Source organism: Pseudomonas sp. TNT2022 ID642, assembly GCF_028656995.1.
Lineage (GTDB): Bacteria > Pseudomonadota > Gammaproteobacteria > Pseudomonadales > Pseudomonadaceae > Aquipseudomonas.
The window spans coordinates 31,433-56,229 of the sequence record NZ_JAMDGW010000030.1 but is presented as its reverse complement, the minus strand read 5'-3'; the positions used below and the strand labels follow the sequence as shown (position 1 = coordinate 56,229).

25 protein-coding genes are annotated in these 24,797 nt (G+C 59.5%); 11 read left to right on the top strand and 14 right to left on the bottom strand.

The window, feature by feature from the left end; translation table 11 throughout:
• Positions 1-3: 3 nt before the first annotated feature.
• Entirely contained in the window at positions 4-774 is a 771-nt protein-coding gene (locus tag M5G26_RS24900) for a substrate-binding domain-containing protein (RefSeq protein ID WP_273916738.1), read from the top strand.
• Here the strand turns inward: M5G26_RS24900 and M5G26_RS24895 are convergent.
• On the bottom strand, positions 764-1,678 hold the full coding sequence (locus M5G26_RS24895) for a LysR family transcriptional regulator (protein ID WP_150693967.1): 915 nt from the start codon (positions 1,676-1,678) through the stop codon (positions 764-766). The genes M5G26_RS24900 and M5G26_RS24895 overlap by 11 nt on opposite strands.
• 258 nt (positions 1,679-1,936) lie before the next feature.
• Here M5G26_RS24895 and M5G26_RS24890 point away from each other — a divergent pair, with 258 nt between their 5' ends.
• Entirely contained in the window at positions 1,937-3,745 is a 1,809-nt protein-coding gene (locus M5G26_RS24890) for a monovalent cation:proton antiporter-2 (CPA2) family protein (RefSeq protein ID WP_095048016.1), read from the top strand.
• Positions 3,746-3,880: 135 nt separating this feature from the next.
• Here M5G26_RS24890 and hcnC read toward each other — a convergent pair whose 3' ends face one another.
• The 6 genes from hcnC to M5G26_RS24860 form a co-directional block, all read right to left on the bottom strand.
• On the bottom strand, positions 3,881-5,140 hold the full coding sequence (hcnC, locus tag M5G26_RS24885; protein WP_273916737.1) for a cyanide-forming glycine dehydrogenase subunit HcnC: 1,260 nt from the start codon (positions 5,138-5,140) through the stop codon (positions 3,881-3,883).
• Positions 5,133-6,542 carry a cyanide-forming glycine dehydrogenase subunit HcnB gene (hcnB, locus tag M5G26_RS24880; protein WP_273916736.1) on the bottom strand — a complete coding sequence of 470 codons (1,410 nt, stop codon included), beginning with the start codon at positions 6,540-6,542 and terminating at the stop codon, positions 5,133-5,135. Before hcnB ends, hcnC begins: the two co-directional genes overlap by 8 nt.
• Complete coding sequence (locus tag M5G26_RS24875) at positions 6,539-6,856, bottom strand: (2Fe-2S)-binding protein (RefSeq protein ID WP_273916735.1); 318 nt, start codon at positions 6,854-6,856, stop codon at positions 6,539-6,541. The genes hcnB and M5G26_RS24875 overlap by 4 nt, the downstream gene beginning before the upstream one ends.
• 243 nt (positions 6,857-7,099) lie before the next feature.
• Positions 7,100-7,639, bottom strand: coding sequence for a hypothetical protein (locus M5G26_RS24870; RefSeq protein ID WP_273916734.1), 540 nt, complete (start codon positions 7,637-7,639; stop codon positions 7,100-7,102).
• 226 nt (positions 7,640-7,865) lie between these two features.
• Complete coding sequence (locus tag M5G26_RS24865) at positions 7,866-8,795, bottom strand: hypothetical protein (RefSeq protein ID WP_273916733.1); 930 nt, start codon at positions 8,793-8,795, stop codon at positions 7,866-7,868.
• A gap of 250 nt (positions 8,796-9,045) precedes the next feature.
• Entirely contained in the window at positions 9,046-10,077 is a 1,032-nt protein-coding gene (locus M5G26_RS24860; RefSeq protein ID WP_273916732.1) for a hypothetical protein, read from the bottom strand.
• A 154-nt stretch (positions 10,078-10,231) separates the two neighbouring features.
• Between M5G26_RS24860 and M5G26_RS24855 the strand changes: the two genes are divergently transcribed.
• The 3 genes from M5G26_RS24855 (at position 10,232) to M5G26_RS24845 (ending at position 13,251) form a co-directional block, all read left to right on the top strand.
• A complete protein-coding gene (locus tag M5G26_RS24855) occupies positions 10,232-11,050 on the top strand; it encodes a potassium channel family protein (RefSeq protein ID WP_273916731.1) in 819 nt (272 codons plus the stop codon).
• A 145-nt stretch (positions 11,051-11,195) separates the two neighbouring features.
• Positions 11,196-11,879, top strand: a complete 684-nt coding sequence (locus M5G26_RS24850) for a response regulator transcription factor (RefSeq protein ID WP_095118280.1) — start codon at positions 11,196-11,198, stop codon at positions 11,877-11,879.
• On the top strand, positions 11,857-13,251 hold the full coding sequence (locus M5G26_RS24845) for a sensor histidine kinase (RefSeq protein WP_134176610.1): 1,395 nt from the start codon (positions 11,857-11,859) through the stop codon (positions 13,249-13,251). Before M5G26_RS24850 ends, M5G26_RS24845 begins: the two co-directional genes overlap by 23 nt.
• Before the next feature lie 143 nt (positions 13,252-13,394).
• Here the strand turns inward: M5G26_RS24845 and M5G26_RS24840 are convergent, their stop codons facing one another.
• From M5G26_RS24840 to M5G26_RS24830, 3 genes are read right to left on the bottom strand one after another with little or no spacing between them, the layout of a single operon-like run.
• On the bottom strand, positions 13,395-13,805 hold the full coding sequence (locus M5G26_RS24840; RefSeq protein WP_134176609.1) for an SRPBCC family protein: 411 nt from the start codon (positions 13,803-13,805) through the stop codon (positions 13,395-13,397).
• A gap of 21 nt (positions 13,806-13,826) precedes the next feature.
• Positions 13,827-14,624, bottom strand: a complete 798-nt coding sequence (locus M5G26_RS24835; protein ID WP_038365236.1) for an SDR family NAD(P)-dependent oxidoreductase — start codon at positions 14,622-14,624, stop codon at positions 13,827-13,829.
• Complete coding sequence (locus M5G26_RS24830) at positions 14,621-15,643, bottom strand: aldo/keto reductase (protein WP_273916730.1); 1,023 nt, start codon at positions 15,641-15,643, stop codon at positions 14,621-14,623. Before M5G26_RS24830 ends, M5G26_RS24835 begins: the two co-directional genes overlap by 4 nt.
• Before the next feature lie 113 nt (positions 15,644-15,756).
• On the opposite strand from M5G26_RS24830, the gene M5G26_RS24825 reads away from it, so the two are divergent.
• The gene (locus tag M5G26_RS24825; protein WP_273916729.1) at positions 15,757-16,653 is read left to right on the top strand and encodes a LysR substrate-binding domain-containing protein; all 897 of its coding nucleotides are present in this window, start codon (positions 15,757-15,759) and stop codon (positions 16,651-16,653) included.
• Between the two features lie 172 nt (positions 16,654-16,825).
• Positions 16,826-17,485 (top strand): methyltransferase family protein, encoded by a 660-nt coding sequence (locus M5G26_RS24820; protein WP_273916728.1) that lies wholly within the window; start codon positions 16,826-16,828, stop codon positions 17,483-17,485.
• A 124-nt stretch (positions 17,486-17,609) separates the two neighbouring features.
• Here M5G26_RS24820 and M5G26_RS24815 read toward each other — a convergent pair whose 3' ends face one another.
• Positions 17,610-18,278, bottom strand: a complete 669-nt coding sequence (locus tag M5G26_RS24815) for an HAD family hydrolase (RefSeq protein ID WP_273916727.1) — start codon at positions 18,276-18,278, stop codon at positions 17,610-17,612.
• Positions 18,279-18,347: 69 nt separating this feature from the next.
• Positions 18,348-18,761, bottom strand: a complete 414-nt coding sequence (locus M5G26_RS24810) for a response regulator (RefSeq protein ID WP_134176603.1) — start codon at positions 18,759-18,761, stop codon at positions 18,348-18,350.
• 199 nt (positions 18,762-18,960) lie between these two features.
• Between M5G26_RS24810 and M5G26_RS24805 the strand changes: the two genes are divergently transcribed.
• Positions 18,961-19,902 carry a class I SAM-dependent methyltransferase gene (locus M5G26_RS24805; protein WP_273916726.1) on the top strand — a complete coding sequence of 314 codons (942 nt, stop codon included), beginning with the start codon at positions 18,961-18,963 and terminating at the stop codon, positions 19,900-19,902.
• A gap of 136 nt (positions 19,903-20,038) precedes the next feature.
• On the opposite strand, the gene M5G26_RS24800 is transcribed toward M5G26_RS24805, so the two are convergent.
• A complete protein-coding gene (locus M5G26_RS24800) occupies positions 20,039-20,818 on the bottom strand; it encodes a helix-turn-helix transcriptional regulator (RefSeq protein WP_273916725.1) in 780 nt (259 codons plus the stop codon).
• A 110-nt stretch (positions 20,819-20,928) separates the two neighbouring features.
• Between M5G26_RS24800 and M5G26_RS24795 the strand changes: the two genes are divergently transcribed.
• Both M5G26_RS24795 and M5G26_RS24790 read left to right on the top strand, forming a co-directional pair.
• A complete protein-coding gene (locus M5G26_RS24795) occupies positions 20,929-22,044 on the top strand; it encodes a polyamine ABC transporter substrate-binding protein (protein ID WP_273916724.1) in 1,116 nt (371 codons plus the stop codon).
• 158 nt (positions 22,045-22,202) lie between these two features.
• Entirely contained in the window at positions 22,203-23,321 is a 1,119-nt protein-coding gene (locus M5G26_RS24790) for a DmpA family aminopeptidase (RefSeq protein WP_273916723.1), read from the top strand.
• 51 nt (positions 23,322-23,372) lie between these two features.
• Here the strand turns inward: M5G26_RS24790 and M5G26_RS24785 are convergent, their stop codons facing one another.
• Entirely contained in the window at positions 23,373-23,960 is a 588-nt protein-coding gene (locus M5G26_RS24785; protein WP_273916722.1) for an NAD(P)H-dependent oxidoreductase, read from the bottom strand.
• A gap of 85 nt (positions 23,961-24,045) precedes the next feature.
• Between M5G26_RS24785 and M5G26_RS24780 the strand changes: the two genes are divergently transcribed.
• Complete coding sequence (locus tag M5G26_RS24780) at positions 24,046-24,684, top strand: TetR/AcrR family transcriptional regulator (protein ID WP_273916721.1); 639 nt, start codon at positions 24,046-24,048, stop codon at positions 24,682-24,684.
• Positions 24,685-24,797: the final 113 nt, after the last annotated feature.

Genomic DNA, 24,797 nt, shown 5'->3' with positions numbered 1-24,797 from the left:
GCCATGAAAAAACTGTTTACTGTCACCGCCCTGCTCGCCGGTCTCGCGTTCAACCTCGCGGCCCAGGCCGAAGAATTGAGCGTGATGACCTCCGGCGGCTTCACTGCCGCCTACAAAATTCTCGGGCCGAAATTCGCTGCCGCCTCCGGCAACACACTGACCACCAGCCTCGGTCCGTCGATGGGCAAAGCACCGGAGGCGATCCCCAATCGCCTCGCGCGCGGTGAACACGCCGACGTGGTGATCATGGTCGGCTATGCCCTCGATGACCTGATCAAGCAAGGCAAGGTCGACCCAGCCTCGCGCGTGGAACTGGCGGATTCGCGGATCGGCCTGGTGGTGCGCGAAGGCGCGCCGAAACCGGACATCAGCAGCGTCGACGCCTTGAAGAAAACCCTGCTCGACGCGCAGTCAGTGGCTTACTCCGACAGCGCCAGCGGCGTGTACATCGAGCAGCAGTTGTTCAAGAAACTGGGCATCGAAGAGCAGCTGAAACCGAAGGCAAAAATGATCCCGAAAGTACCGGTCGGTTCGGTCGTTGCCACCGGCGACTATCAATTGGGCTTCCAGCAAGTCAGCGAATTGCTGCCGGTGCCGGGCGTGAGTTTCGTGGCGAAGATTCCGGAATCGGTGCAGTCAGTAACGCGTTTTGCCGCCGGGATTCCGGTCGGTGCACAGCATCCGCAAGAGGCCAAAGCGCTGCTCGCTTATCTCGCTGCGCCGGCCGCGCAAGCTGACGTGCAGGCCACCGGACTGGATTCAGTTAAGCGCTGACAATCGGCGGCTGGACCTTCATTTCCACCACCAGCCGCTCCAGTTCCAGTGCCGCCGGGGTCAACGTGCGACCCCGGCGCTTGATGATGCCGACACTGCGCATCACTTGCGGATCGGTCAGCGGCACCCGCGTCAGGATCGGATGATCCGGCCCAGGCATCGCCATCAGCGGCACCGCCGCCACCCCCAGCCCCGCCTCCACCAGACCGATCATCGTCGTCACATGCCGGGTTTCGCAGATGCTCGAGCGCTGCGGCACCACGCTGCTCAAGGCCTGATCGAGCAGAAAGCGGTTGCCGGAGGTCTTGTCCAGCGAGATGTAATCCTGCTGATAAAACTCGTCCCAGCTCACGCTGCTGCGTCCGGCCAACGGATGATCGCGGCGACAAGCGACGACGTAGCACTCCTGCACAAGCGGTTCGAACTCGACTTTGGCATCCTGCGTGCCGAGAAAACTCAAGCCGAAATCCGCCTCGCCATTGACCACCGCACTCAAGACATCGTGCGCGCTGGAGTCGAGCACTTTGACTTTGATCCGTGGGAATTGCTGGTGATACCGCGCCACGACTCGGGGCATGAAGTAGTAAGCCGCCGACGGCACGCAGGCAACGGTGACGTGGCCCAAACGCGTCGATGCGACTTCGCTGATGCCCAATAACGCAACGTCGAGATCATCGAGCAACCGCTCGACACTGGGCATGAAGCCGCGTCCGGCCTGGGTCAGGCTGACCTTGCGTGTGGTGCGCTCGAAGAGTTTGACGCCGAGGGCGTCTTCGAGCTTTTCGATGCGCCGGCTCAACGCCGGTTGCGACAGGCGCACGGTGTCGGCGGCCTTGCGGAAACTGCCCTGCTCGACCACGGCGCGAAAGGCTTGCAGATCGTTGAGGTCGAAGTTGATGGCCATGGCGGGACTCGGGGATTGATTCGCTTAGGCTATAAATGTAACCAATTGATGCAATTTATTACAGACCACATGAAGATCTCCTGTAGGAGCTGCCGCAGGCTGCGATCTTTTGATCTTGATTCTTCGAAGGCAAAAGCAAGATCAAAAGATCGCAGCCTCGTTGCACTCGACAGCTCCTACAGGATCTTCGATGGATGAAAAGTCGCTGTAGCCCTTATCCTTGTCACCCCCGCCGTACCGTTGTCAGGAGTACCCCCCATGCCCCATGAAGGCAATCTGTTGCAAGCCGCCGTCGTGTTTCTGTTCGCGGCCGTGCTCACCGTGCCTTTGGCCAAACGTCTGCAACTGGGCGCCGTGCTCGGTTATCTGTTTGCCGGGGTGATCATCGGCCCGTCGGTTTTGGGTCTGATCGGCAACCCGCAAAGCGTCGCGCATATTTCCGAACTCGGTGTGGTGTTGCTGCTGTTCATCATTGGGCTTGAGCTGTCGCCGCGACGCTTGTGGGTGATGCGCAAATCGGTGTTCGGCGTTGGTCTGGCGCAGGTGTTGCTGACGGCTTCGGTGATCGGCGTGCTGGCGCTGTCGGTGTTTGGCCAACCGCTGAACAGTGCGATTGTGCTCGGCCTTGGTCTGGCGCTGTCCTCGACGGCGTTCGGCCTGCAAAGCCTCGCCGAGCGCAAAGAGTTGACCAGCCCCCATGGGCGCTTGGCGTTTGCGATTCTGCTGTTCCAGGACATCGCTGCAATTCCGTTGATCGCACTGGTGCCGATGCTTGCTGGTGGTGCTCACGACACCAGCAACGCTGAAAGTCTGAATCACGCACTGCAAGTGCTCGGCGGTATCGCGGTGGTCGTGGTCGGTGGGCGTTATCTGTTGCGTCCGGTGTTCCGCGTGGTGGCGAAAACCGGTCTGCCGGAAGTGTCCACTGCCACGGCGCTGCTGGTGGTGATCGGCACGGCGTGGTTGATGGATCTGGTCGGTGTGTCGATGGCGCTGGGGGCGTTTCTGGCCGGTTTGCTGTTGGCGGATTCGGAATATCGCCATGAACTGGAAGCGCAGATCGAGCCGTTCAAGGGCTTGCTGCTCGGGCTGTTTTTTATCAGCGTCGGCATGGGCGCCAACCTCAGCTTGCTGCTGAGTGCGCCGATCACCGTGCTGGGGCTGACGCTGCTGTTGATCGGTCTGAAATTGCCGTTGCTGTTTGTCGTCGGGCGTCTGGCCGGTGGCTTGAACAAGGTCAGTGCGATTCGCCTCGGTATCGTCTTGGCGGCGGGCGGTGAGTTTGCCTTTGTGGTGTTCAAGATCGGTCGTGATCAGGGCCTGTTCGAACCGCGCTTGTATGACCTGCTGGTGCTGACCATCACCCTGTCGATGGCGGTCACGCCGTTGTTGCTGTTGATCTGTGCGCGGCTGGTCAGCCCGAAAGTGCAGCCGGTGGAAGTGCCGGAAAAATACCGTGAGATCGACACTGACACCCCGCGTGTAGTGATCGCTGGCATGGGCCGGATGGGTCAGATTGTGGCGCGGATTCTGCGTGCGCAGAACATCAAGTTCGTCGCGCTGGACACCTCGGTGGAAACTATCGAACTGTCGCGCAGTTTCGGCGGTGTACCGGTGTTCTACGGCGACCCGATGCGCCCGGAAATCCTCAATGCGGCCAAGGTCGGCGAGGCGGAATATTTCGTGATTGCCACGGATGATCCGGAGACCAACATCAAGACGGCAGAGGTGGTGCGCAAGCTGTATCCGCACATGAAAATCATCGCTCGGGCGCGTAACCGTCAGCATGTGCACCGTTTGGTGGATGTTGGCGCGGAGGCAATTCGGGAGACGTATTACTCAAGTCTGGAGATGAGCCGGCGCACATTGGTCGGACTTGGTTTGACCCAAGCCCAGGCCGATGCGCGGATCAAGCGCTTCAAGCATCACGACGAACAGGTGCTGGAGGCACAGCACGCGATCTACGACGACGCCGCCAAAGTCCTGCAAACCGCCCAGGAAGCCCGGGCGGAACTGGCGCGGTTGTTTGAATCGGATCAGCTCGAAGAAGAATCCCGCAACACCTGAGCCACACCCGATTGTTCCCACGCTCCGCGTGGGAATACAGCCCGGGACGCTCTGCGTTCCAATTCGCAAGCTGGAACGCGGAGCGTCCCTTGAGGCATTCCCACGCGGAGCGTGGGAACGATCATCTTGCCAAGGTCAGGCCAGTTCCAGTTCCAACGCTTGCTTGACCGGCGCGACTTCAAAGCGGTCCGCCAGAAACGGCGTGATGTCCAGCGGTAGCGGTTCATCGTTGACCAGTTTGTCCAGCAGCACGCCGGTAATCGCCGAGGTCAGAATCCCGGTGCGGAAATGTCCGCAGGCATTCAGATAACCCTCCACCCCACGCATCGGCCCGAGAATCGGCAACTCATCCGGCGACCCCGGACGCAACCCCGCCCAAGTACGCTTGAGGTTGACGTCTTTCAGCTCCGGCAGACACCGCACCGCACCTTGCACCAGCCCGGCGATTTCCGGGTAGGTGGTGGTGACGTCGAAGCCTTTGTCTTCGGTGGTGCTGCCGATCAGGATCTCACCGTTGTCCTTCTGCGCCACGTAGCAGTCGCTGGTGGTCAGGCAGCCGTTGAGGACTTTCGGCATGCGCTCGGTGAGCAGAATCTGGCCTTTCACCGGTTTCACCGGGATGCGAATACCCGTCGCCCATTCGCTCAAATCTGCCGCCCAGGCACCACCGGCATTGATCAGCGTCTTGCAGTGGAACACGCCCTCCTCGGCCGTCTGCACACCGGTGACGCGGCTGCCGTGATGCAACACGCCGGTGACGTTGGTGTTGACGAAAATGTCGACGCCGTTCTGCCGCGCGCCTTCCATGTAGGCATCGGCGAGGCGGAACGGGCTGACCTGGTGATCGCAGAGAAACTCCAGCGCCCCGCGTGCTTCATGGCTGACGCTCGGTTCAGCCTCGCGTAGCGCCGCCTGATCGAGCCAGCGCACCTGATCGGCCAGGTGTGGGATGCAGCCGACGATATGCTCGGCGTAGAGCCGGTCTTCATCGTCATAGATAACGAATTTCAGCCCGGTCTTTTCGAACTTGAAATCCATGCCGTGATTGTCTTTCAGCTCACGGTGCAGCGCCGGGTACAGCGCGTTGGACTGCAGGGCGAAATCGAAGAATGACTCCGGCAGAATGTGCGGCGTGCTGGCGTCCACGGCGACCGCCGCGCCCTGGGTTTTGCGCTTGCGGTTGGCCGACATCATGCGGAAGAAAATCACCCCGCAACCGAGACCGACCGACTCACCGATCGCCCACAAACCACCGGCCGACGCACGAGTCGCGTTGCCGGGACGCTTGGCGTCGATCAGCGCCACTTTGAGGTTTTTGCGTTTGGACAGTTGATAGGCGCAGGACGCCCCGATCACGCCGCCACCGGCAATGATCACGTCATAGAACTTACTCATGGGCAGCGGCCTCCGTGCCGACAGACTGGAACGCGGAAAAAGGAATCGGATCGATCGGGAAACGCGGGCGCAGCCAACCGACATCCTTGCGGCCGGTCGCTTGACGCAGGCGATCGCTGCAGTAGCCGACGCACATCCGTCCCTGACAATCGCCCATGCTCACGCGGGTACGCATTTTCAGGCTGGCGATGTCTTGCACGCCCTGCTCCAGCGCCAGGTCGATGTCAGCGCGGGTCGCGTGTTCGCAGCGGCAAATGACCGTGTCCGCGGCAGGCAATGCGGTCTGGCCAACGCCGCGTTCGGTGTAGCGATCGACGGCAGCGCGGAAACGCACGATGGCTTTGAGCTTGCTCAGGTAACGGTCACGACGAACCCGCGCCAGCTCTTCTTCGAGCACGCCGCGTTGCAGCAGAATCGAGGTCGCCGCGATCTTGCCAGCGAGCATCGCCGCTTCACCGCCGCGAATCCCGCCCATGTCGCCGGCCAGATGCACGTGGGGTTCGTTGCTTTGCTGCCAGAGGTTGGCGTTGGCGCGCAGATAGCCATCGTCGCTGAAGCCGTGATCCAGGCCCATCTGCTGGCTCAGTTGCGTGCGCGGAATAAAGCCGTAGCCGATCGCGAGGGTCTTGGCCTCGAAACGCTCGACGCGGCTCATGTCCGGTTCCCACGTGGCCGAATAAGGCGCGACGCTGACGCTTTTCAGTTCGTCCTCGCCATGGGCTTCAACCACGCCCCAGCCGTAATTCATCGGGATGCCGTGCAGTTTCAGGTAGGCGAGCATGCTCAAGCCGTCGAGGAACAACTGCGGCTTGTTCAGCAACGCCAGGCTCTCACGGGCGATCTTGCCGAACGCACACGCCTCATACACGCCCGCGACGCTGACGCCCGAGGCATGCAACTGCGTCGCCACCAGCGGCAGCAACGGCCCGGTGCCGGCGATGATCACCGGCCCTTGCGGCTTGACCACACCGCTTTTGATTTGCAGTTGCAGACCGCCGAGCATGATCACCCCCGGCACCGTCCAGCCCGGAAATGGAACGCTGCGTTCATGACAACCGGCAGCCAGGAGCAATTGCGCATACTCGACCTCGTGCAACTGCTCGTCGCCATCGAGTACCACCAAAGCGCGGGTGCCTTCGGCGCCGACCACGCGATGGTTGAGGCGCACGTCGATCAGCCCGGCCTGCTCCTGAAAATCACCGTGCAGTTTGCCCAGCGCTTCGGAGTAACGCGGGCCGAGATAGTCCAGCTGTACGCCGTCACGCAACGGCCCGCGATACACCACGCCGCCAAGGCGCGAAGCTTCTTCGAGCAAGGTGCAGCGCACGCCGTGGCGCGCCAGTTCGATGGCCGCCGCCATTCCCGCCGGGCCACCGCCGACGATGACCGGTTGCAGGCTCATACGATCACCTCCTGCGCGGTGATGCGGTTGACCTGGGTTTCGATCTGCATGCCGTCGCGCACGACGGTCTGACAGGCACGGCGTTTGTGCCGGCCATTGATTTTCACCAGGCAGCACTGGCACACGCCCATGCCGCAGTAGGCGCCCGTGATCTGATTGTGATCGTTGCGGGCAATCTGGCGTACGCCGAGGGATTGAATAACGCTGAGCACGGTTTCGCCGATAGCAGCGGTGACCGCTTGACCGTTGATGTGGACGGTCATATCCGCCTGCGCCAACGGCTGGATATCGAAGGTTCGTTCTAGGCAGTGCATTGCAATGATCTTCCGTGAAATTTCAGTGGAGTTTTGCGCCAGCTCCTTGCTGCACTACACCGTGCCGACCCGTTTTTCTAATGCATTTTGAGGGTCGGACTGCGGTACTCCGTCAGCGCAACCGGGTGCGCGTGCAGGTAATGTAGTCGATCCCGCGGCAAGTGCTTGGATCTTTTAAGGTAGGGGATATCGCCGCGGGAAATATTGATCCAGGCCAGTGAAAGCAGTTGGATTGTCCAACGATCAATTGGAGAAGACGAACTGCCCTTTGATCTTCTTCGCGCCGATGAAACCCAAGTCCGGGAACAGCAGGGATTTGATCCAGGCGGCGTAGAACACAATGGCCAGAGTGATGCCGACGGCAATCACGGTCGACAGCGGATCTTCCTCATAGCCCTTGAACATGCGTGAAACCTGACTGATGGTGAGGAGGACGTAAACGGTGTAAGCCGCCGCCACGTTCTTGTAGAAGCCCCATGCAAACAACAACGGAATGCCACCAGCGATCAGCAACATGGTCAGTGCCAGACCAGCGCTTGCGTCATAGAACAGGAAGAAACCGAAGACTGAGCCGATCAATGCCTGAATGCAGGTCAACACGATCAGCAGGGTGACTTTGAGTGAATGCTTTGCTCTGAGGGCCGGATCCGGACGCCCCCCAATCCAGGCCGCCAACACGCGATCCTTGACCGCACCGCCCGACAACGCCTTGAACGTTTCAGTTTTCGAGCGCCCGGCTTCGAGCATCTCAACCAACTGGCGTTTGATTTCCTTCTTGTCCACCGTGTTCATCCTTAAAGAGAGGTAAAAGCGGCCAATCCACTTCCGGCGGCGATTCTCGCTTTTGCCCCCGCAGAAAGCAAAAAGCCGCTTCCACCCGAAGGTGGAAGCGGCCGAGGCATGGGCCTCAATGGAGCAATCAGTGCACGAACAGGGCGATCAGGATGATGATCGGGATCGGTACGCCGAGGAAAAACAGCAGTAGTGAGCGCATGGTCATGCTCCTTGTTTAACGGACTGGAGTGGTCGTGGTGTAGGTGTCGACTTCAACGTACTCGACGGCATCCCGACGACGACCGCCATAGGTAGCGGCGAGGCTGGCGAAGAACGCACCGGCCAGCAGCGAGATGAACATCCACAGCGAGGTCAAGGCAGCGACTTTCGCAGCGGTGTCGGCGGCTTGTTGAGCTTTCAGCTTGGCGTCGGCCAGGGCTTTCTGAGTGCGGGCGTAGATCTCATCGACGCGGCGCTCGGCATCGGCCTGAGTCAGGTTGGTCCGCTGTGCGACCAGTTGCGCCAGGTAGGTACGGTCTTCGGCACTCAGCTGACCGTTGGCCAGGCTTTGCGCGAAGATACGGGCCACGGCGCCATGGGCTGCGTCATCGCTGACGGAGGCTGGACGGTCATCGCGGAACAGGCTGTCGATGTAGTAGCCGTACTGGTTGCTGTCGGTGTTCGCCGCAGCAGAACCGGCCGCTTGGGTCATCGCGCTGGCAGCACCGCCAGCAACACTGGCACCGGCCTGTACACCACCACTGATGACGCTGCTGACCGAACCGACCACCAGCACAGCGGTAACCAAAGTCGCCACGCACCAGGCGAGGAAGCCATGCGCGGTGTCGCGGAAATACACTTCGTCACCGTGCATGTTCGCCCACTTCACCCGCAGGCGACCGGCGATGTAGCCACCCATGCCGGAAGCGATAATTTGCGTCGCCGCCAGCCAGACTATCGTTGAAATGCCCAAGCCCTTGGCGCTGACGCCCTCTCCGGCCCACGGTGAAACGGCAGAGAAACCCAAACCGAACCCGAGCAGCACCAAAATCATCGACAGCGCAGCGGCAGCCGCAGCACCGGCGAAAATCGCGCCCCAGGACACGCCCGAAACGCTGCTCGACTCTTCAATGGCGGGATAAAACCCATCAGGGGATCTATTCATTGTTGTTCTGCTCCAGGCATGAAAAATGGTGTTACAACTCGTCAGCAGAGGAATTGCAGCGACCGTGCCAGTTGCAGAAAAAAAATTAATCGAACAATTTCAATAAGTTACGAAAATCAACAAATGAAGTAATCATGCATTTTGCAAGTAAGCCAACAAAAGAGACCTCTTATTGCATGAGTGCAGCTTTCGCTCGCAGCCGTAATGAAGAGTTTGTCCGGCGGCCTGCCGCCGGATCACCAGTGCAAGGCTACTTTGAATGCTTATAACTGAACTCAACTTCAGTACCTTGGTAAGCGAGAGCTATTAAACGATCAGTGCACTTGTTCTTGTCTGGCGGCAACATATAGTGAGGTTCGACGCCTACTTCGTGCATGAGGTTGACCATCATAATTCTGCCCACTTCAGTAAAACTGAATGGACCTGCGCGATCATCCGTCTTGGCTCCCCACAACCCAATGAAATTGACTATCCAATTTGAAAGCTTGACGACTTGGGGAACGCTCACAAACTCCTCGACCAGATAACTTAACTCGCCCTCTCGGTGAAACGATACTTCCTTACCCCGGAATATAGCGTCAATAACAGATGACTCCATCACATCACTTTTTCGTAACGGCGCCGGAGTCAATCCTACAAACGAGCTGTGATAGGCACCATACTTCTCATGCCCTGCAGCGCCCATTTCCATAGTCGATGAAAAAACAGTTTTTCTGTAAAAAGGTCGTTTTATCATGAAAGTGTAATCACTTAGCAGGTGAGACATATCATTCATGATCGCCACATCCCAAGAAATTTTATTCTTTTTCTTGCCACCAAAATTCTCAAGACAATTATGCGTCCAGTAGCCCAGACGCTCCCAATAAATGGCAACCAACAAAGGCGCACCATTATCACGAGCATAATTATTCAAGGTATGTTTTTGCTTCACCATCAACTCGCAGGATTCCTTTTTACCACGAACCGACTTTACTTCTACAAACAACGAAAACCGGTCTTTCCCCGAGTCTTCAACCAGTAATGTGTAATCTGGCGCTTGATACTCTGCCTTATGCTTTTCCTCCTGCTGCTGGTGGATACCATTGATATTTTTTATCCATGGCAATGCAGAAAAAATGGCTTTGTAATTATCCTCTACATCCAACCCGCTGTTAATCCTGGCCAAATTACCCTTGATTTCCGGATCAACAATCTGCCTTCTCAACTCCTCCAGCATCTCAGGTGTAAGGTTAAAGTTTTTTGCCACACTGTGTAGCAATTGCGCTCGCTCCATATCACTCATACCGCGTCCTTTTCAAAAAATATAGGTGTCACGGACGCTCGTTTTGGGCGCCCACCTTGCATAGCGACATGCGCCCTCTGGACAAAAGTGGGGGCTCATGGGACGCTCGCCAGTGAAAGCCTAATGCCATCACCACTCGCTGACAAGGATCGCTATGCCTTTGGATAATCACCAACGCAATAAACTTGCACTGAAATTACTCACCATCCTCGCCGTCGTCATATTGATATTTGCGGCAGCCTATTTTTTTCTCAGCCAGCAGCCCAATACCGGCCTTTCGAAAGACGAAAAGCACATAGCGGGTGTTTGGGACTGTATCTACTTTAGCGTCGTGACGATTACGACATTAGGTTACGGCGATCTAGCTCCAACTGGCGTTACTCGTCTGCTGGCCGCTTTGGAAGCTTTGTTCGGTTTGATTTTCGCGGGGTATTCGATCTCACAAGTGATGTCGCTTCGACAGGAAACACTTATCGAATACCTGACATCAGAAAGAATAAAATCAAATTACAACAAGTGCATCGAAGACATCATTGATGCGAAAGAGCAAATCGGCGATCGCAGAAGATTCCTTAACGCCGCACAATCGGCGAACCCGATTGATTTCACCTTGTATCGTGACCATCCGTTTTACCTTGCATTAAAGAACATGAAAACGCTGTCGGAGTACACGGCGCACGTCGAGCAAATTGGTCGAACTGAATCGCTGATTGAAGAACTGAAACTGACTGCTCATCATATTGAGGAGCTCGCCAGCCTAAGCAGGAAATATCTGCACTGGCTGGTACAATATAAAGTCGATTGGAAAACACGCCATTCAGAGGAGATAGTTATCGAATTGTGCGACGAAATTGAAAAGTTCTCCTCACTCGATATTATATCAAGGATTTTTTCGTCAAAGCCTTACAAAGGCGGCGGGGATTACGTGCAAATCGTCACCAAGGCTACCCAGAATATTCGAAGCCGTTTCTGAGGTATCCTTGAAAGGAGGGTCTGGATATCCTGCTGTCAGCACTTGACGGAATTAGGTTTGACACATGAATTATTTTTCAGGTTGTGAAATCTGACTTGTTGGCAAACTATAGCCTTGACCGTTTGTTCGCCGATCAGGATTCCTTATGACTCGCATTTTGACCATCGAAGACGACGCCGTGACCGCCCGGGAGATCGTCGCCGAACTGAGCAGCCACGGGCTCGATGTCGACTGGGTCGACAATGGCCGCGAAGGCCTCGACCGAGCCGTGAGCGGCAACTACGACCTGATCACCCTCGACCGCATGCTGCCCGAACTCGATGGTCTGGCCATCGTCACCACCCTGCGCACCATGGGCGTGGCCACACCGATTCTGATGATCAGCGCCCTCTCCGATGTCGACGAGCGCGTACGCGGCTTGCGCGCTGGCGGTGATGATTACCTGACCAAACCGTTCGCCACCGATGAGATGGCCGCGCGAGTCGAAGTGTTGCTGCGTCGGCAGAACAGCGGCGCCACTCAGGCGACGACGCTGCAAGTGGCCGATCTGGAGCTGGACTTGATCAGCCACGAAGCGCGCCGTGCCGAACAAGTGCTGACGCTGTTGCCAACCGAGTACAAGCTGCTCGAATTCCTCATGCGCAACAGCGGCCAGATCCTCTCGCGGATGATGATTTTCGAAGAGGTCTGGGGTTATCACTTCGACCCTGGCACCAACCTGATCGACGTGCACATCGGCCGTCTGCGCAAGAAGATCGACGCCGCCGGCCATGTGCCGCTGATCCGCACGGTACGGGGCTCGGGTTATGTCATTGCCGAACCCGTCTGACGGCTGGCGCTCCTCCAGCAGCCGCTTGCTGGCGCTGTACAGTTCGCTGTTCGTGGCCTGGAGCGCGATCCTTATGGGGGTGATGTATTACGAGGTCTCCGGCTACCTCGACAACCTCGCCAAGCATTCGCTGATGCAACGTCAGCACCTGTTTTCGCACTTTCGTGGCGAGCAACTGGAAGACGCCCTCGCCGCCAGCATGACCTTCGACATTCGCGGCATCGACGCCTATGGCCTGTTCGACGCCAACGGCGTTTACCTCGGTGGTGCGCTCCAGCAGATCCCCGAAGGCCTGCCGCTGGACGGCAAGATCCACATGCTTGCCGAATGCGCCGACTCCGACGACCCGACCCTGCCCAATGACAGCTGCGACGCTGTGGCCACGCAAACCCGCGACGGCCGCTGGCTGGTGCTGCTGCGCGACAACGGTTCGCTGTTCGCGGTGACGCGGATCATTTTGCATGCGTTGTTCTGGGGCGTGTCGCTGACGATTCTGCCGGGGATTGCCGGTTGGCATTTGCTGCGCCGTCGGCCGTTGCGGCGCATCCGGGCGATTCAGGACAGCGCCCAGGCAATTGTTGCCGGCGACCTGACCCACCGTTTGCCACTGTCCAATCGCCGCGATGAACTGGACATGCTCGCGGCCATCGTCAACGCGATGCTGGAGCGCATCGAGCGCTTGATGAATGAAGTCAAAGGCGTCTGCGACAACATCGCCCATGATTTGCGTACGCCGCTGACACGCCTGCGCGCGCAGTTGTATCGCATGCAGCAACAGGCCGGCGAAGGCTCGCAGGAGGCGGCGCAACTGGATCTGGTGTTGGCCGAAGCAGACACACTGATGGCACGGTTTCGCGGGTTGCTGCGGATTTCCGAACTGGAAGATCGCCAGCGCCGTTCAGGTTTTGTCGAACTCGACCCAGTGCAACTGCTGGAAGAACTGCACGAGTTTTATTTGCCATTGGCTGAGGAAGGCGAGCTGCGTTTCGACTTGAACATGCCGGAAACATTACCGGCGCTGAACGGTGATCGGGCATTGCTGTTCGAGGCATTGGCGAATCTGCTCAGCAACTCGATCAAGTTCACCCCGGTCGGCGGCACGGTGATGTTGCGTGGAGTCAACGCGGGTGGGCAGACGCGGATTGAAGTGCACGACTCAGGACCGGGGATTCCCGAGGCTGAGCGTGAGGCGGTGTTTCAGCGTTTCTATCGCGCCGAGGGTGGGCAGCCGCAGGGTGGCTTTGGTTTGGGGCTATCGATTGTCGCGGCGATTGTCAGCTTGCATGGCTTCAGTCTTGAAGTCGGCAGCAGTGATCTGGGTGGGGCGAAACTGGTGCTCGATTGCCGGCAGAGCCTGATCGAAAATTCCTGATCCCTGACATGATCGTTGATCGTTGATCGTTCCCACGCTCTGCGTGGGAATGCCTCAAGGGACGCTCCGCGTTCCAGCTTGCGAAAGGGACGCAGAGCGTCCCGGGCTGCATTCCCACGCAGAGCGCGGGAACGATCATCAACTCAGGCTGGGTAATTGGCGCGCAGTGCCTCGAGGCCACCCTGATAGATGCCGCTGAACAGCGCCACCACTTCCTCATCACTCACGCCTTTGGCGTTGAAACGCCCCGACCACGTCACCCGCGCGCCCTGCCCCTGGGCTTCGACCTTGATCGTCGCCAGATAATCAGTCGCCGGGAACGGTGCCTGTTCAATCGAATAGCTGTAAGTCTTCGCCGCGTTATCGAACACTTGCAGACGCTCGATTACCACAGCGCCGTCAGCGGTCTGCAAGGTGCGCACGCGGCCGCCGTCGCTCAGCTCACTGTTGGGAATAAAGGGCAGCCAATCGGGCAGCGTGTTGAAGCCGCCGATCAATTGCCAGACCTGATCGGCCGAGGCCGGGATGTCGATGGTTGCGGATGCTGTTGGCATAAATAAACGTCTCTCCAGAATTCAGATAGTCAGGCTGTCGACCACGCCGCCATCGACGCGCAACGCGGCGCCAGTGGTGGCCGAGGACAGCGGCGAAGCAATGTAGGTCACCAGATGCGCGACCTCTTCAACATCCGCCACGCGCTGGATGATCGAGGTCGGGCGGGCCTTGCGTACAAAGGCGTCGGCTTCATCGCGCAGGTTACGCCCGGATTCAGCGGCGGCATCCTTGAGCATGTCTTCAAGGCCATCGGTGAAGGTCGGCCCCGGCAGGATCGCATTGACCGTCACCCCGGTGCCAGCCAGACGTTTGGCCAGACCGTGGGACACTGCCAGATTGGCGCTTTTGGTCACGCCGTAATTGATCATGTCGGCCGGTGTGGCGACGCCGGATTCCGAGGACAGGAAAATCACCCGCCCCCAACCCTGCTCGACCATCGCCGGCACGTAATGCCGAGACAGGCGCACGCCGGAAATCACGTTGACCTCATAGAAACGCGTCCACTCGCTGTCCGGCGCTTCGAAGAAATCCACGGCGTCGAAGATGCCGAGATTGTTCACCAGAATGTCCGCGCGCGGTTCGGCGGCGAACAGTTTCTGCGCGCCTTCGGCGGTGCCCAGATCGGCCGTCAAGCCGCGCAATTGCGCGCCCGGCACCTTCTCGCGAATGCTCGCCAGCGCCTGCTCGACCTTGGCGGCATCGCGACCGATCACCACCACTGTGGCGCCGGATTCAGCCAGCGACTGGCTGATGCCCAGACCAATGCCGGCGGTGCTGCCGCTGACGATGGCCAGTTTTCCACTCAGATCAATCTTCATGCTTTCACCTCATCGATTGGCAATGGTGCACGTTCGGAAACCAGTTGGGCGTCGCGCATGGCTTGCCAGAAACCGGCAGGAATGATCGCGGATAACGCCGCGACATCTTCAGCGATTCGACCGGGTTTGCTCGCGCCGGGAATCACCGCAGCGACCGCTGGATTGGCCAGCGAGAACTGCAATGCGGCGGCTTTGATATCAACGTTGTAGGCGGCGGCAATGCGTTTGATCTGCTCGACCTTGGCGATGATCTCAGGGCTGGCCTGCTGGTATTCGAAGTGCGAGCCACCGGCCAGAATTCCTGAGCTATAAGGGCCACCGACGACGATCTCAACGTTCTGCGCCAGCGCCGAATCCATCAAGCGTTGCAGCGGGCGTTCGTGATCGAGCAGCGTGTAGCGACCGGCCAACAGGAAACCATCCGGCTGCGCTTCGCTGAGGTCGAGGGTCAGTTCGCACGGCTCGACTTTGTTCACGCCCAGACCCCAGCCTTTGATCACGCCTTCTTCACGCAAGCGGGTCAGTACTTTGAATGCGCCGGTGCGGGCCTGGTTGAAGTACTCCAGCCATTGATCGCCATAGAAGTCTTGAGCGATGTCGTGCACCCAGACGATGTCGAGGCGATCGGTTTGCAGGCGCTTGAGGCTGTCTTCGATCGAACGCATAGTCGCGTCGGCGCTGTAGTCATTGACGATCTTGTTCGGGCGACCGTGTTCGAATACACCACTTTTTTCGCCGAGATCGCGGGCCGCGGCGTCTTCGACTTCATCGAGAATCACCCGGCCGACCTTGCTGCTCAGCACGTAGTCGTCGCGCTTGTATTGCTTTAGGGCTTCGCCGAGGCGGATCTCCGACAGACCGGAGCCGTAGAACGGCGCAGTGTCGAAGTAACGCACGCCGGCATCCCACACGGCATGCACGGTGGCTTGCGCTTCGTCTTCGGGGATGGCGCGGAACATGTTGCCCAGTGGTGCGGTGCCGAAGCCCAGCTGGCCGGGCAGTTTGTCTTTCAAGCTCATGGGTTTTTCCTCGATAGGTTCTGGGTCTGTTTGACCGTTGAGCAGATCCTAGATTGCGACACTGAGACCGTCCAAGACATAATGCGCAGCACTTGAGTCCCTACAGGTCTGACATGATCGATATCCGCCAATTGCGCTACTTCGTTGTAGTCGCCGAGGAAGAACACGTCGGCCGCGCCGCCGAACGGCTGCATATTTCCCAGTCGCCACTGAGCCGGCAGATCGCCCAGCTCGAAGAACGCCTGGGCCTGACGCTGTTCGAGCGCAGTCAGCAACGGATTCGCCTGACCCGCGACGGCCAGACTTTTCTTGCCGAAACCCGCGCCCTGCTGACCCACGCCAATCGCCTGGAATCCCTCGGCAAACGCCTGGGTCGCGGCGAAGAAGGTGGCTTGTGCATCGGCTATATCGAGAACGCCATGCACGCCGGCGTGCTGCCCAATGCCTTGCGCGTGTTGCGCGCGGATCGTCCCAATGTGCACGTCGCGCTGTACAACCTCAGTTCCGCCGAGCAATTGGAAGGCCTGCGTCAGCGTAGCCTCGATATCGCCTTGGTGAGCGAGCCGCCGACCGATGACGATCCTGATCTGTTGGGCTTTCAGGTGCTGGATGAGCCGATGCTGCTGGCGTTGCCGGAACATCATCCGTTAGCGCAGCAGGCTGCGTTGAAGCCGCAGGATCTGGCCGCTCAGGAGTGGATCGGCGTGCAACCGCGTCAGGATGCCAACGATGAGTTTGCCAGCGCCTGCATCCGCGCCGGCTTCACCCCGGATGTGCGCATGCAGGCGAGCGAGCCGTTTACTGCATTGGGGTTGGTGGCGTCGGGGCTGGGGATTGCGATGATCCAGAAAGGCCTGAGCCATAACGCCCCGCCGGGGGTGGTGTTGCGTGAACTGCCGTGGCTGACATTGACCACGCCGTTGTGGGCGGCGTGGCACCGGATCAATTTGCGGCCATTGGTCGAGACTTTCCGCACCGTTTTGACAGGTAATGAGATTTCCGCTGACTGAACGGGCCTCATCGCGGGCAAGCCCGCTCCCACAGGTTCATGGGTGAGCCTGAACTTTGTGTACGCCGCAAATCCCTGTGGGAGCGGGCTTGCCCGCGATGAGGCCAGCAGCCACAACCATTGCCCTCGGGCGTTCTACACTCAACGGATACGCCCCCAGCCGTGAGGTGACCATGAAAATGTCCGCACAAATGACCGTCGTTGCGGTACTCGCCACACTTGCCTACCTCGGCCTAGCCGTGTGGGGCATTGGCGGTGTGGCGATGTTCTTTTCCCACGGTTCGCTGGTGATCGTGGCATTGGCGACGGTGGCGATGGTGATTGCTTCGCTGTTCAGTGAGGTCAACCTGAGTGCTGGCGAGCGTGAAGACCGCGCCAACCGCTGGGTGATTCCAGCGTTTGGAGTGATCGGGCTGGTCAGTGGTTTCTTGCCGGCCTATTGCGATCGGGTGAATTTCTGGACGGTAGGCGGTGAAGGCGTGCGCTGGCTCGGCGCGTTGCTGTTTATCGTCGGTGGCGCGCTGCGATTGTGGCCGGTGTTTGTGCTGGGGCGGCGTTTCAGTGGGTTGGTGGCGATACAGCCGGGGCACCGGTTGGTCACCGATGGCATTTACCAACGGCTGCGCAATCCGAGTTATCTGGGGTTGGTGATCAATGCCGTGGGCTGGGCGCTGGCGTTTCGTTCGGTGGTCGGACTGATACTGGCAGCGCTGACGCTGATCCCGTTGATTGCCCGGATTCACTCGGAAGAAGCCCTGCTGCGGGCGCAGTTTGGGGCGGAGTATGACGCTTATTGCGCGCGGAGTTGGCGGTTGCTGCCGGGGGTTTACTGACCACAGGGCAACACTTAACCCTGTGGGAGCTGGCTTGCCAGCGATAGCGGTAGTTCAGTCAAATTTATAGTGACTGACAGGGCCTCATCGCTGGCAAGCCAGCTCCCACAGGGACTGTGTTGTGTCAGTTTTTTTGCAGGTGAAGTTTGCCGTCGTTGTCGACCTTGACCTGCACCGCAGCATAACTGGCCAACGTCGCATGGGCCGTTTCCAGCGGATGCTGATGCGTCGTGGTGATGATCATCAGCGGTGCACCGGCCGCTTCGGCAGCCTGAATGCCGACGGTGGCGTCTTCGAAGATCAGGCAATCACGCGCTTCCAGACCAAGACGTTTGGCTGCCAGTAAATAGCCGGCCGGGTCGGGCTTACCCGCCTTCACATCTTCAGCAGTGATCATCACCGCCGGCTCTGGAATCCCCGCCGCCGCCATCCGCCGCAAGGCCAGATCCCGTGGTGCCGACGTCACCATCGCCCAGCGATCTTTGGGCAGGCTGTGGAGAAACTTCGCCGCGCCCGGGATCTCGACAATGCCTTCAACGTCGTCGATTTCCGCCTCGGTGATGAATGCCGCTTGCGCCTCGGCATCCACCCCCGGCAGGTTCAGACGGGTGATAGTGTCGATGGCGCGCACGCCATGAATGGTCGGCAAAAAAGCTTCCACATCGACGCCATGGCGCACGGCCCAGGCTGACCAGATCCGCTCGGCGGCGGCAATGGAGTTGAGGAGAGTGCCGTCCATGTCGAACAGAAACGCGCCGAACGCGCGATCAAATACAGCATCGTGAGCAGACAAAGGTTCGCATCCTCTGGCAAAAGACCGGGCGGGCAATGTAGCACTTGCCCGGCCGATTCACCCAGCGTGTCAGTGCAGGCGCGGTGCCTTGGATTTGAAGGCGCTGTCGACGCAATCGAGCAATTGACCAATGGCCCACGGCTTTTTGATGAACGCCACCGGATGCTTGACCCCGGAGGTCTCGGGCGTTTCATAACCGGACATGACCATCACCGGTTTGTCTGGCCAGCGTTCGCCGACCAGATTGGCCAACCCGGCGCCATTGATTTTGCCGGGCATGGTGATGTCGGTCAGCAGCAAGGCCACTTCCGGCGCGTGCTCTTCCAGATACAGCTTGGCGTCATCCGCGCTGGTGCGCGGTTCGACCACAAAACCTTCCTCCTGAAGAATTTCGCAGAGAAACTCCAGAATCAACGGATCGTCCTCAACCACCAGAATCAACCCGCCAGGAAGGTGCGCGCTCGGCGTCGGTGTTGGACTCATGAACTGGCACTCCCTGAATTGCATTAACGATTTAGCGGCTTGAATCCGCTGCTTAACTGGTATGAGCAGCGGGCTCTGCAGAAATTCATTTTTGATACAGGTCTTTTGCGAAAGGCCATTTTTGCCGGTCGCAGGCAATCGTTCGCGACGGCGTATTTGTGGTTAAAATGCCGGCCCTTTTGCTTGCCGATCCTGACTGATGAACCCTGAAGCCCTCGCCATTCTCCACGCCCATCTGCTGCCGGCCCTCGCTGCTGCACCGCGCGAAACCCGTCGCCTGTTCCACGGGCGCGGACGCTGCTGGGCCGGGCTGGAGCAGTTGACCGTGGACTGGCTGCAAGGCGTGGTGCTGGTGTCTCTGTTCAAGGAACCGGCGCCTGAGCAACTGGACGATCTCAAAGCGTTGCTGCTGGGTCTCACAGATTCTGCCGAATGGAAACAGTCCGGCGCGCACACGCTGTTGATCCAGCATCGCTATTTGCCGCAGAGCACCGCCGAATGGCTGCTGGGAGAAGAGATCGACGAAATGAGCATCGTCGAGGGCGGCTTGCAGTATCGCGTCGATCTGGGCCGCAAGCAGAACGCCGGGCTGTTTCTCGACATGCGTTACGGGCGCAATTGGGTGCGCGAACAGGCCAACGGCAAACGCGTATTGAATCTGTTTGCCTACACCTGTGGTTTTTCCGTGGCAGCCATCGAGGGTGGCGCGAGCCATGTGGTCAATCTGGACATGTCCCGCGCGGCCCTGAGCCGTGGCCGCGACAACCATCGCTTGAACGGCCATGACCTGAGCAAAGTCAGTTTCCTCGGTCACGACCTGTTCAAGTCGTGGGGCAAGGTGATCAACAGCGGCCCGTATGATCTGGTGATCATCGATCCGCCGTCGTTCCAGAAAGGCAGTTTCCTGCTGACCAAGGACTACCAGCGCGTACTGCGCCGCCTGCCGGAATTGCTTACGGCGCAAGGTAGCGTGCTGGCGTGCATGAATGATCCGGCGTTCGGTTCGGACTTTCTGATTGATGGCGTGACGCAGGAAGCGCCGAGTCTGCGTTTTGTAGAGCGGCTGGAGAATCCGCCGGAGTTTCCGGACATTGATCCTGAAAGCGGCCTAAAGGCCCTCGTCTTCCAACGCACCCCCTGACACCCCACCATCGTGCAAACACCACTGCCCCCTGTGGGAGCTGGCTTGCCAGCGATGAGGACGGCGCAGTCGACATCTTCATCGCCTGACATACCGCCATCGCTGGCAAGCCAGCTCCCACAGGTTTTGCGGTGAATCAGGGAGTTGGTGGGCGCAACACCAGCGCAAACAACTCACCATGCCCGGTGACATTGAGCTTGTGATACAGATTGCGCCGATGCACCTTGACCGTCTCCGGCGAGATGCCCATTTGCTGGGCCATCGCCTTGCTGGAGAAACCCTGCAGGATCAGCCGCGCCGTATCGACCTCACGCACCGTCAGCCGCGCATCGAAGCGGTCAAGCAACGTTGCCAGATCCCCGACCGGCGTTTCCGCCACCGCGCCCTGCGGCGGCAACAACTGCACATGCCGACGCATCGCCGCCAGCACCCAATCGCGCACGCACAGCAACCGGCCCTGCTCGGCCATGTCGAACGGCGTCGAACGGCCCAATGACAAGCCGAGCACGCCGCCCTCGACGTTGATCATGAACTGCAACTCGTCCTCGCCCACCACCGAACGAAAGTAGCTCAGGTAATACTCGCTGTGCAGAAACTGGTCCGGCGCCACCGAGGCCAGGCTGTGCAAGCCGTCGGCAATACCGGTCGAGGCGGTTTGATAGAACGGATCGAGCAGGTACATCCCGGCGCTGTAACTGGCCAGTTCTTCCTGCTCGTCGGGACGGCCCTTGCTGTCGAAGTCGATCAGCAACTGCGGCGCCTGCCCGGCTTTCATCAGCGCCACCAGCGCGTTGTCCAGTGGCACCAGCAGCCGCAACGTATCGACCAGCGCGCGCCAAAAACCCTCTTGGCCAACACCGGCAAATACCCGCGCCAGGCTTTGATGCACCGGCAGTTCCTGCAACAACGCGTCCACGCACTACCCCTTTTGAGTAACCCATGATGGGAATGGGTCAGGCGTGACCGGCCCGATAGGCTGAGCACTCCTGTTCATCACCGGCCTGCACAGGCCAGGAGTGCCGCATCATGCGTCGTCACCGTGGCTGTATCAACCTCAGCATAAAACTGGGCCTGCTGGCCGGTCTCAGCGCCAGCTCAATTGCCATGGCCGTCGACGCGCCGAGCGTGCACGTCTACAACTGGTACGACTACATCGGCCCGAACACTCTGCACGATTTCCAGCGCGACAGCGGTATCCAACCGGTCTACGACACCTTCGACAGTGCCGAAGTCCTCGAAGGCAAACTAATGACCAGCCGCAGCGGCTACGACGTGGTGGTGGCGAGCAATTTCAGCCTGCCGACGCTGATCAAGGCCGGCGCCCTCGCCCCACTGCCGCGCGATCAACTGCCGGGCTGGAAGAATCTCGACAGCGACTTGCTGGCGAAACTGGCCAACAACGATCCCGGCAATCAATACGCCGTGCCGTATCTGTGGGGCACCAACGGCATCGGCTACAACGTCGACAAGGTGCGCGCGGCCCTCGGCGACAAGGCGCCGGTGGATTCGTGGGATCTGGTGTTCAACGCAGACAACCTCGCCACACTCGGCCAGTGCGGCGTGGCGATGCTCGACTCACCGTCGGAGATGCTGCCGGTCGCCCTGCACTATCTCGGTCTGCCACCCAACAGCACCGACCCTGAAGACTATAAAAAAGCCGAGGCGCTGCTGCTGAAACTGCGCCCGCATATCGCTTACTTCAACTCGTCGAAATTCATCAGCGACCTGTCCAACGGCAACATTTGCGTGGCGGTCGGTTGGTCGGGGGCGATGCTGGAAGCCAAGACCAATGCCGAGCAGGCCAACAACGGCGTGAAGATCGCCTACAGCCTGCCCAGGGAAGGCGCGCCGGTGTGGTTCGACACGCTGGTGCTGCTTAAAGACGCACCGAATCGTCCTCAGGGTCTGGCGTTTATCGACTATCTGCTGCGACCCGAAGTGATCGCGCCGGTCAGTGATCATCTGTCTTATCCGAATGGCAATCGCGCGGCAACAGCGCTGGTGGCCGCCGCGACTCGGGACAATCCGGCGGTGTATCCCTCCGCCGCAGCGATGGCCACGCTGTACACCCTTGAGCCGTTGCCGAAAGCCACCGAGCGCGTGCGCACGCGAGTGTGGAGCAAGGTCAAGAACGGCCAGTAACCCCCTTTTGAATATTTCACAAACCCTGTGGGAGCGAACTTGCTCGCGAATGCGGTGGCTCAGGCACTGATGTGTTGAAAGTGCCGACGCCTTTGCGAGCAGGCTCGCTCCCACAGGGCCAGTGCACAACTCCGCATTTTTTAGAGAGACAGAAATCAATGAAACCTCGTGCCCGTGACCTCAACATCCGCATTGGCCAACTGCATCCCGGCCCGCTCAACGCCATTACCGATGTGCCCGGCGTGCGCGTCGGCCACAGCAATGTGCGCGGGCGCAGCAGCGCCGGGCGTGACATCTGCACCGGCGTCACGCTGATCGAACCGCGCCCGGGCTCGACCAATCAGCAACCGTGTTTTGCCGGCGTGCATGTGCTCAACGGCAACGGTGACGCCACCGGACTTGAGTGGATTCGCGAGGCGGGTCTGCTGACCAGCCCGATTGCCTTCACCAACACCCACAGCCTCGGTGTGGTGCGCGATGCCTTGATTGCACTGGATCGCCAGCAGCAACCCGACGACGGTCGTCTCTACTGGAACATGCCGGTGGTGCTGGAAACCTTTGACGGCTTGCTCAATGACATCAACGGTTTCCATGTCCAGCCTGAACACGTCGCCGAAGCGCTGGCAGCAGCCGTCGACGGTCCGGTGACGGAAGGCGCCGTCGGCGGTGGCAGCGGCATGATCTGCCATGAATTCAAGGGTGGCATTGGCACCGCGTCGCGCCGCTTGAACGCTGCCCAGGGCGGCTGGACTGTGGGCGCGATCGTGCAGGCCAATCACGGCATTCGCAACGAGTTGCGGGTCGATGGCTACCCGGTCGGGCGCTACATGGAACAGAAAGATTCGCCGTTCTTGCGGGCATCGTTGCCACATCCGGGCATGGGCTCGATCGTCGTCTGCCTGGCCACCGACGCGCCGCTGTTGCCGCACCAATGCACGCGCCTGGCACAACGCGCGAGCCTCGGTCTGGCGCGAACCGGCGGCGGCAACGAGGATCACAGCGGCGACATTTTCATCGCCTTCGCCACCGGCAACGCTCACGTGCCGCCCGCGGCCTACGAAGGCAAAGGCGCGCCGACCTGCGACGGCTTGCGCATGGTCAACAATGACCACATCAGCGAGCTGTTTCTGGCCGCGACCGAGGCGGTTGAAGAAGCGATCATCAATGCGTTGCTGGCCAGTGACAGCACCGAAGGTAATGGGCATTCCGTATCGGGACTAGATGCGCAAACCCTGCTCGCAGCCCTCGAAAAATCAGGCTGGCCCGGCGCCCGCTGACACCGCAAAAACACTGTAGGAGCTGCCGAAGGCTGGCAGCTCCTACAGGGGTTATGTGAGCATTTGGCTACCGAGCTCCCTTGCAACCGCCAATTGCTCCTGCGGATCGCGCAACTCCGATTCCGGCAACAACGTCGAACTCAGCACCGTCGCTCCGCAGTAGTCGAAAATCCCGTGCTCAATCTGCGCCTTCATCGCAGCGCCATAGCCGTGGCGCTCGTAAGTGCGTGCATCCGCGCCGGCGAGGCCGACCAGATGCACGCGCAGGCGCTGCAGCAGCTTCACATGCTTGAGGTCACCACTGAAATCGAAGGCCCAGCCATTGCTGAACACCCGATCGATCCAGCCTTTGAGCTGTGCCGGCATCGACCACCAGTACACCGGATACACCAGCACCAAGGTATCGGCGCGGTCGATGCGTGCCTGCTCGGCCAGCACATCTGCAGGCGGCACGGACTCGCGGTGATGCACGGCGAAATCCTCAGCGCCGAAACGTGGTTCGAAGCCTTCGGCGTAGAGATCAGCGATTTCGAAAGTGTTGGCCGGGTTGGCCTGAACAAGGCTTGCGGCAATTTGTGTGGCTACGCTGTGGGTCAGCGAGTGCGGGTCGTGATGCGCGACAACGATCAAGGCGTGCATGGCAATTCTCCGGTTGGTGATTGCTCACCAAGGCTTATATACTCAGAGTAAGTTACGAACAGTAAGCTACGTTTGGTAGATAAGCATGTCAACCGGTAAAACTTCACAACAAAACGCCCCTGCGCAACCACGCCGTCGCTTGGCGCGCGAGGACCGCTTGCGCCAATTGCTCGATGTAGCCTGGCAAATCATCCGCGCCGAAGGCACCGACGCCCTGACACTTGGCTATCTGGCGGAAAACGCCGGGGTGACCAAGCCAGTGGTGTACGACCATTTCGTCACGCGCTCCGGATTGCTCGCGGCGCTCTATCGGGATTTCGATGCACGACAAACGGTGCTGATGGACGCCGCCATCGCCCAAAGCGAACCGACATTGACCGGTATCGCCTCAGTGATTGCCACGGCGTACGTTGATTGCGTCATGCTGCAAGGCAACGAGATCCCCGGGATCATCGCTGCGCTGGCGAGCACCCCGGAACTTGAAAAGATAAAGCGCGAATATGAAGCGATCTTCCTTGAAAAATGCCGCCGCGATCTGGCGCCGCACGCCAGCGGCGGGCAGATCAGCCAGGCCGCATTGCGGGCGATGCTCGGCGCCGCCGAAGCACTGTCGCACGCGGCCGCCAACGGTGAAATCAGCGCGCAAGAAGCCAGTGACGAACTGTTTGCGACCATCCTGGCCATGGTCGAACGCGCCGCCGCCAGGGCGACTGGCGGTACTTGAGCCGCCACTTGCACACTCCTAGGATGGAATCACGCAGTGGCTCCGCTCTTCGAGCACTGCGTAGGCGCGGGTGCTCTGAACCCCAATCAAGCCCGCGCCTTGCTTCATGCGCA

Excerpts from the sequence above, each read along its gene's own strand:
- M5G26_RS24860 (WP_273916732.1), bottom strand. The coding sequence starts at position 10,077 with ATGAGTGATATGGAGCGAGCGCAATTGCTACACAGTGTGGCAAAAAAC.
- M5G26_RS24890 (WP_095048016.1), top strand. The coding sequence starts at position 1,937 with ATGCCCCATGAAGGCAATCTGTTGCAAGCCGCCGTCGTGTTTCTGTTC.
- M5G26_RS24780 (WP_273916721.1), top strand. The coding sequence starts at position 24,046 with ATGTCAACCGGTAAAACTTCACAACAAAACGCCCCTGCGCAACCACGC.
- M5G26_RS24835 (WP_038365236.1), bottom strand. The coding sequence starts at position 14,624 with ATGAAGATTGATCTGAGTGGAAAACTGGCCATCGTCAGCGGCAGCACC.
- M5G26_RS24865 (WP_273916733.1), bottom strand. The coding sequence starts at position 8,795 with ATGAATAGATCCCCTGATGGGTTTTATCCCGCCATTGAAGAGTCGAGC.
- hcnC (WP_273916737.1), bottom strand. The coding sequence starts at position 5,140 with ATGAGTAAGTTCTATGACGTGATCATTGCCGGTGGCGGCGTGATCGGG.
- M5G26_RS24810 (WP_134176603.1), bottom strand. The coding sequence starts at position 18,761 with ATGAGTCCAACACCGACGCCGAGCGCGCACCTTCCTGGCGGGTTGATT.
- M5G26_RS24850 (WP_095118280.1), top strand. The coding sequence starts at position 11,196 with ATGACTCGCATTTTGACCATCGAAGACGACGCCGTGACCGCCCGGGAG.
- M5G26_RS24845 (WP_134176610.1), top strand. The coding sequence starts at position 11,857 with ATGTCATTGCCGAACCCGTCTGACGGCTGGCGCTCCTCCAGCAGCCGC.
- M5G26_RS24875 (WP_273916735.1), bottom strand. The coding sequence starts at position 6,856 with ATGCACTGCCTAGAACGAACCTTCGATATCCAGCCGTTGGCGCAGGCG.
- M5G26_RS24805 (WP_273916726.1), top strand. The coding sequence starts at position 18,961 with ATGAACCCTGAAGCCCTCGCCATTCTCCACGCCCATCTGCTGCCGGCC.
- M5G26_RS24820 (WP_273916728.1), top strand. The coding sequence starts at position 16,826 with ATGAAAATGTCCGCACAAATGACCGTCGTTGCGGTACTCGCCACACTT.
- M5G26_RS24855 (WP_273916731.1), top strand. The coding sequence starts at position 10,232 with ATGCCTTTGGATAATCACCAACGCAATAAACTTGCACTGAAATTACTC.
- M5G26_RS24830 (WP_273916730.1), bottom strand. The coding sequence starts at position 15,643 with ATGAGCTTGAAAGACAAACTGCCCGGCCAGCTGGGCTTCGGCACCGCA.
- M5G26_RS24840 (WP_134176609.1), bottom strand. The coding sequence starts at position 13,805 with ATGCCAACAGCATCCGCAACCATCGACATCCCGGCCTCGGCCGATCAG.
- M5G26_RS24895 (WP_150693967.1), bottom strand. The coding sequence starts at position 1,678 with ATGGCCATCAACTTCGACCTCAACGATCTGCAAGCCTTTCGCGCCGTG.
- M5G26_RS24795 (WP_273916724.1), top strand. The coding sequence starts at position 20,929 with ATGCGTCGTCACCGTGGCTGTATCAACCTCAGCATAAAACTGGGCCTG.
- M5G26_RS24900 (WP_273916738.1), top strand. The coding sequence starts at position 4 with ATGAAAAAACTGTTTACTGTCACCGCCCTGCTCGCCGGTCTCGCGTTC.
- M5G26_RS24825 (WP_273916729.1), top strand. The coding sequence starts at position 15,757 with ATGATCGATATCCGCCAATTGCGCTACTTCGTTGTAGTCGCCGAGGAA.
- M5G26_RS24785 (WP_273916722.1), bottom strand. The coding sequence starts at position 23,960 with ATGCACGCCTTGATCGTTGTCGCGCATCACGACCCGCACTCGCTGACC.
- hcnB (WP_273916736.1), bottom strand. The coding sequence starts at position 6,542 with ATGAGCCTGCAACCGGTCATCGTCGGCGGTGGCCCGGCGGGAATGGCG.
- M5G26_RS24790 (WP_273916723.1), top strand. The coding sequence starts at position 22,203 with ATGAAACCTCGTGCCCGTGACCTCAACATCCGCATTGGCCAACTGCAT.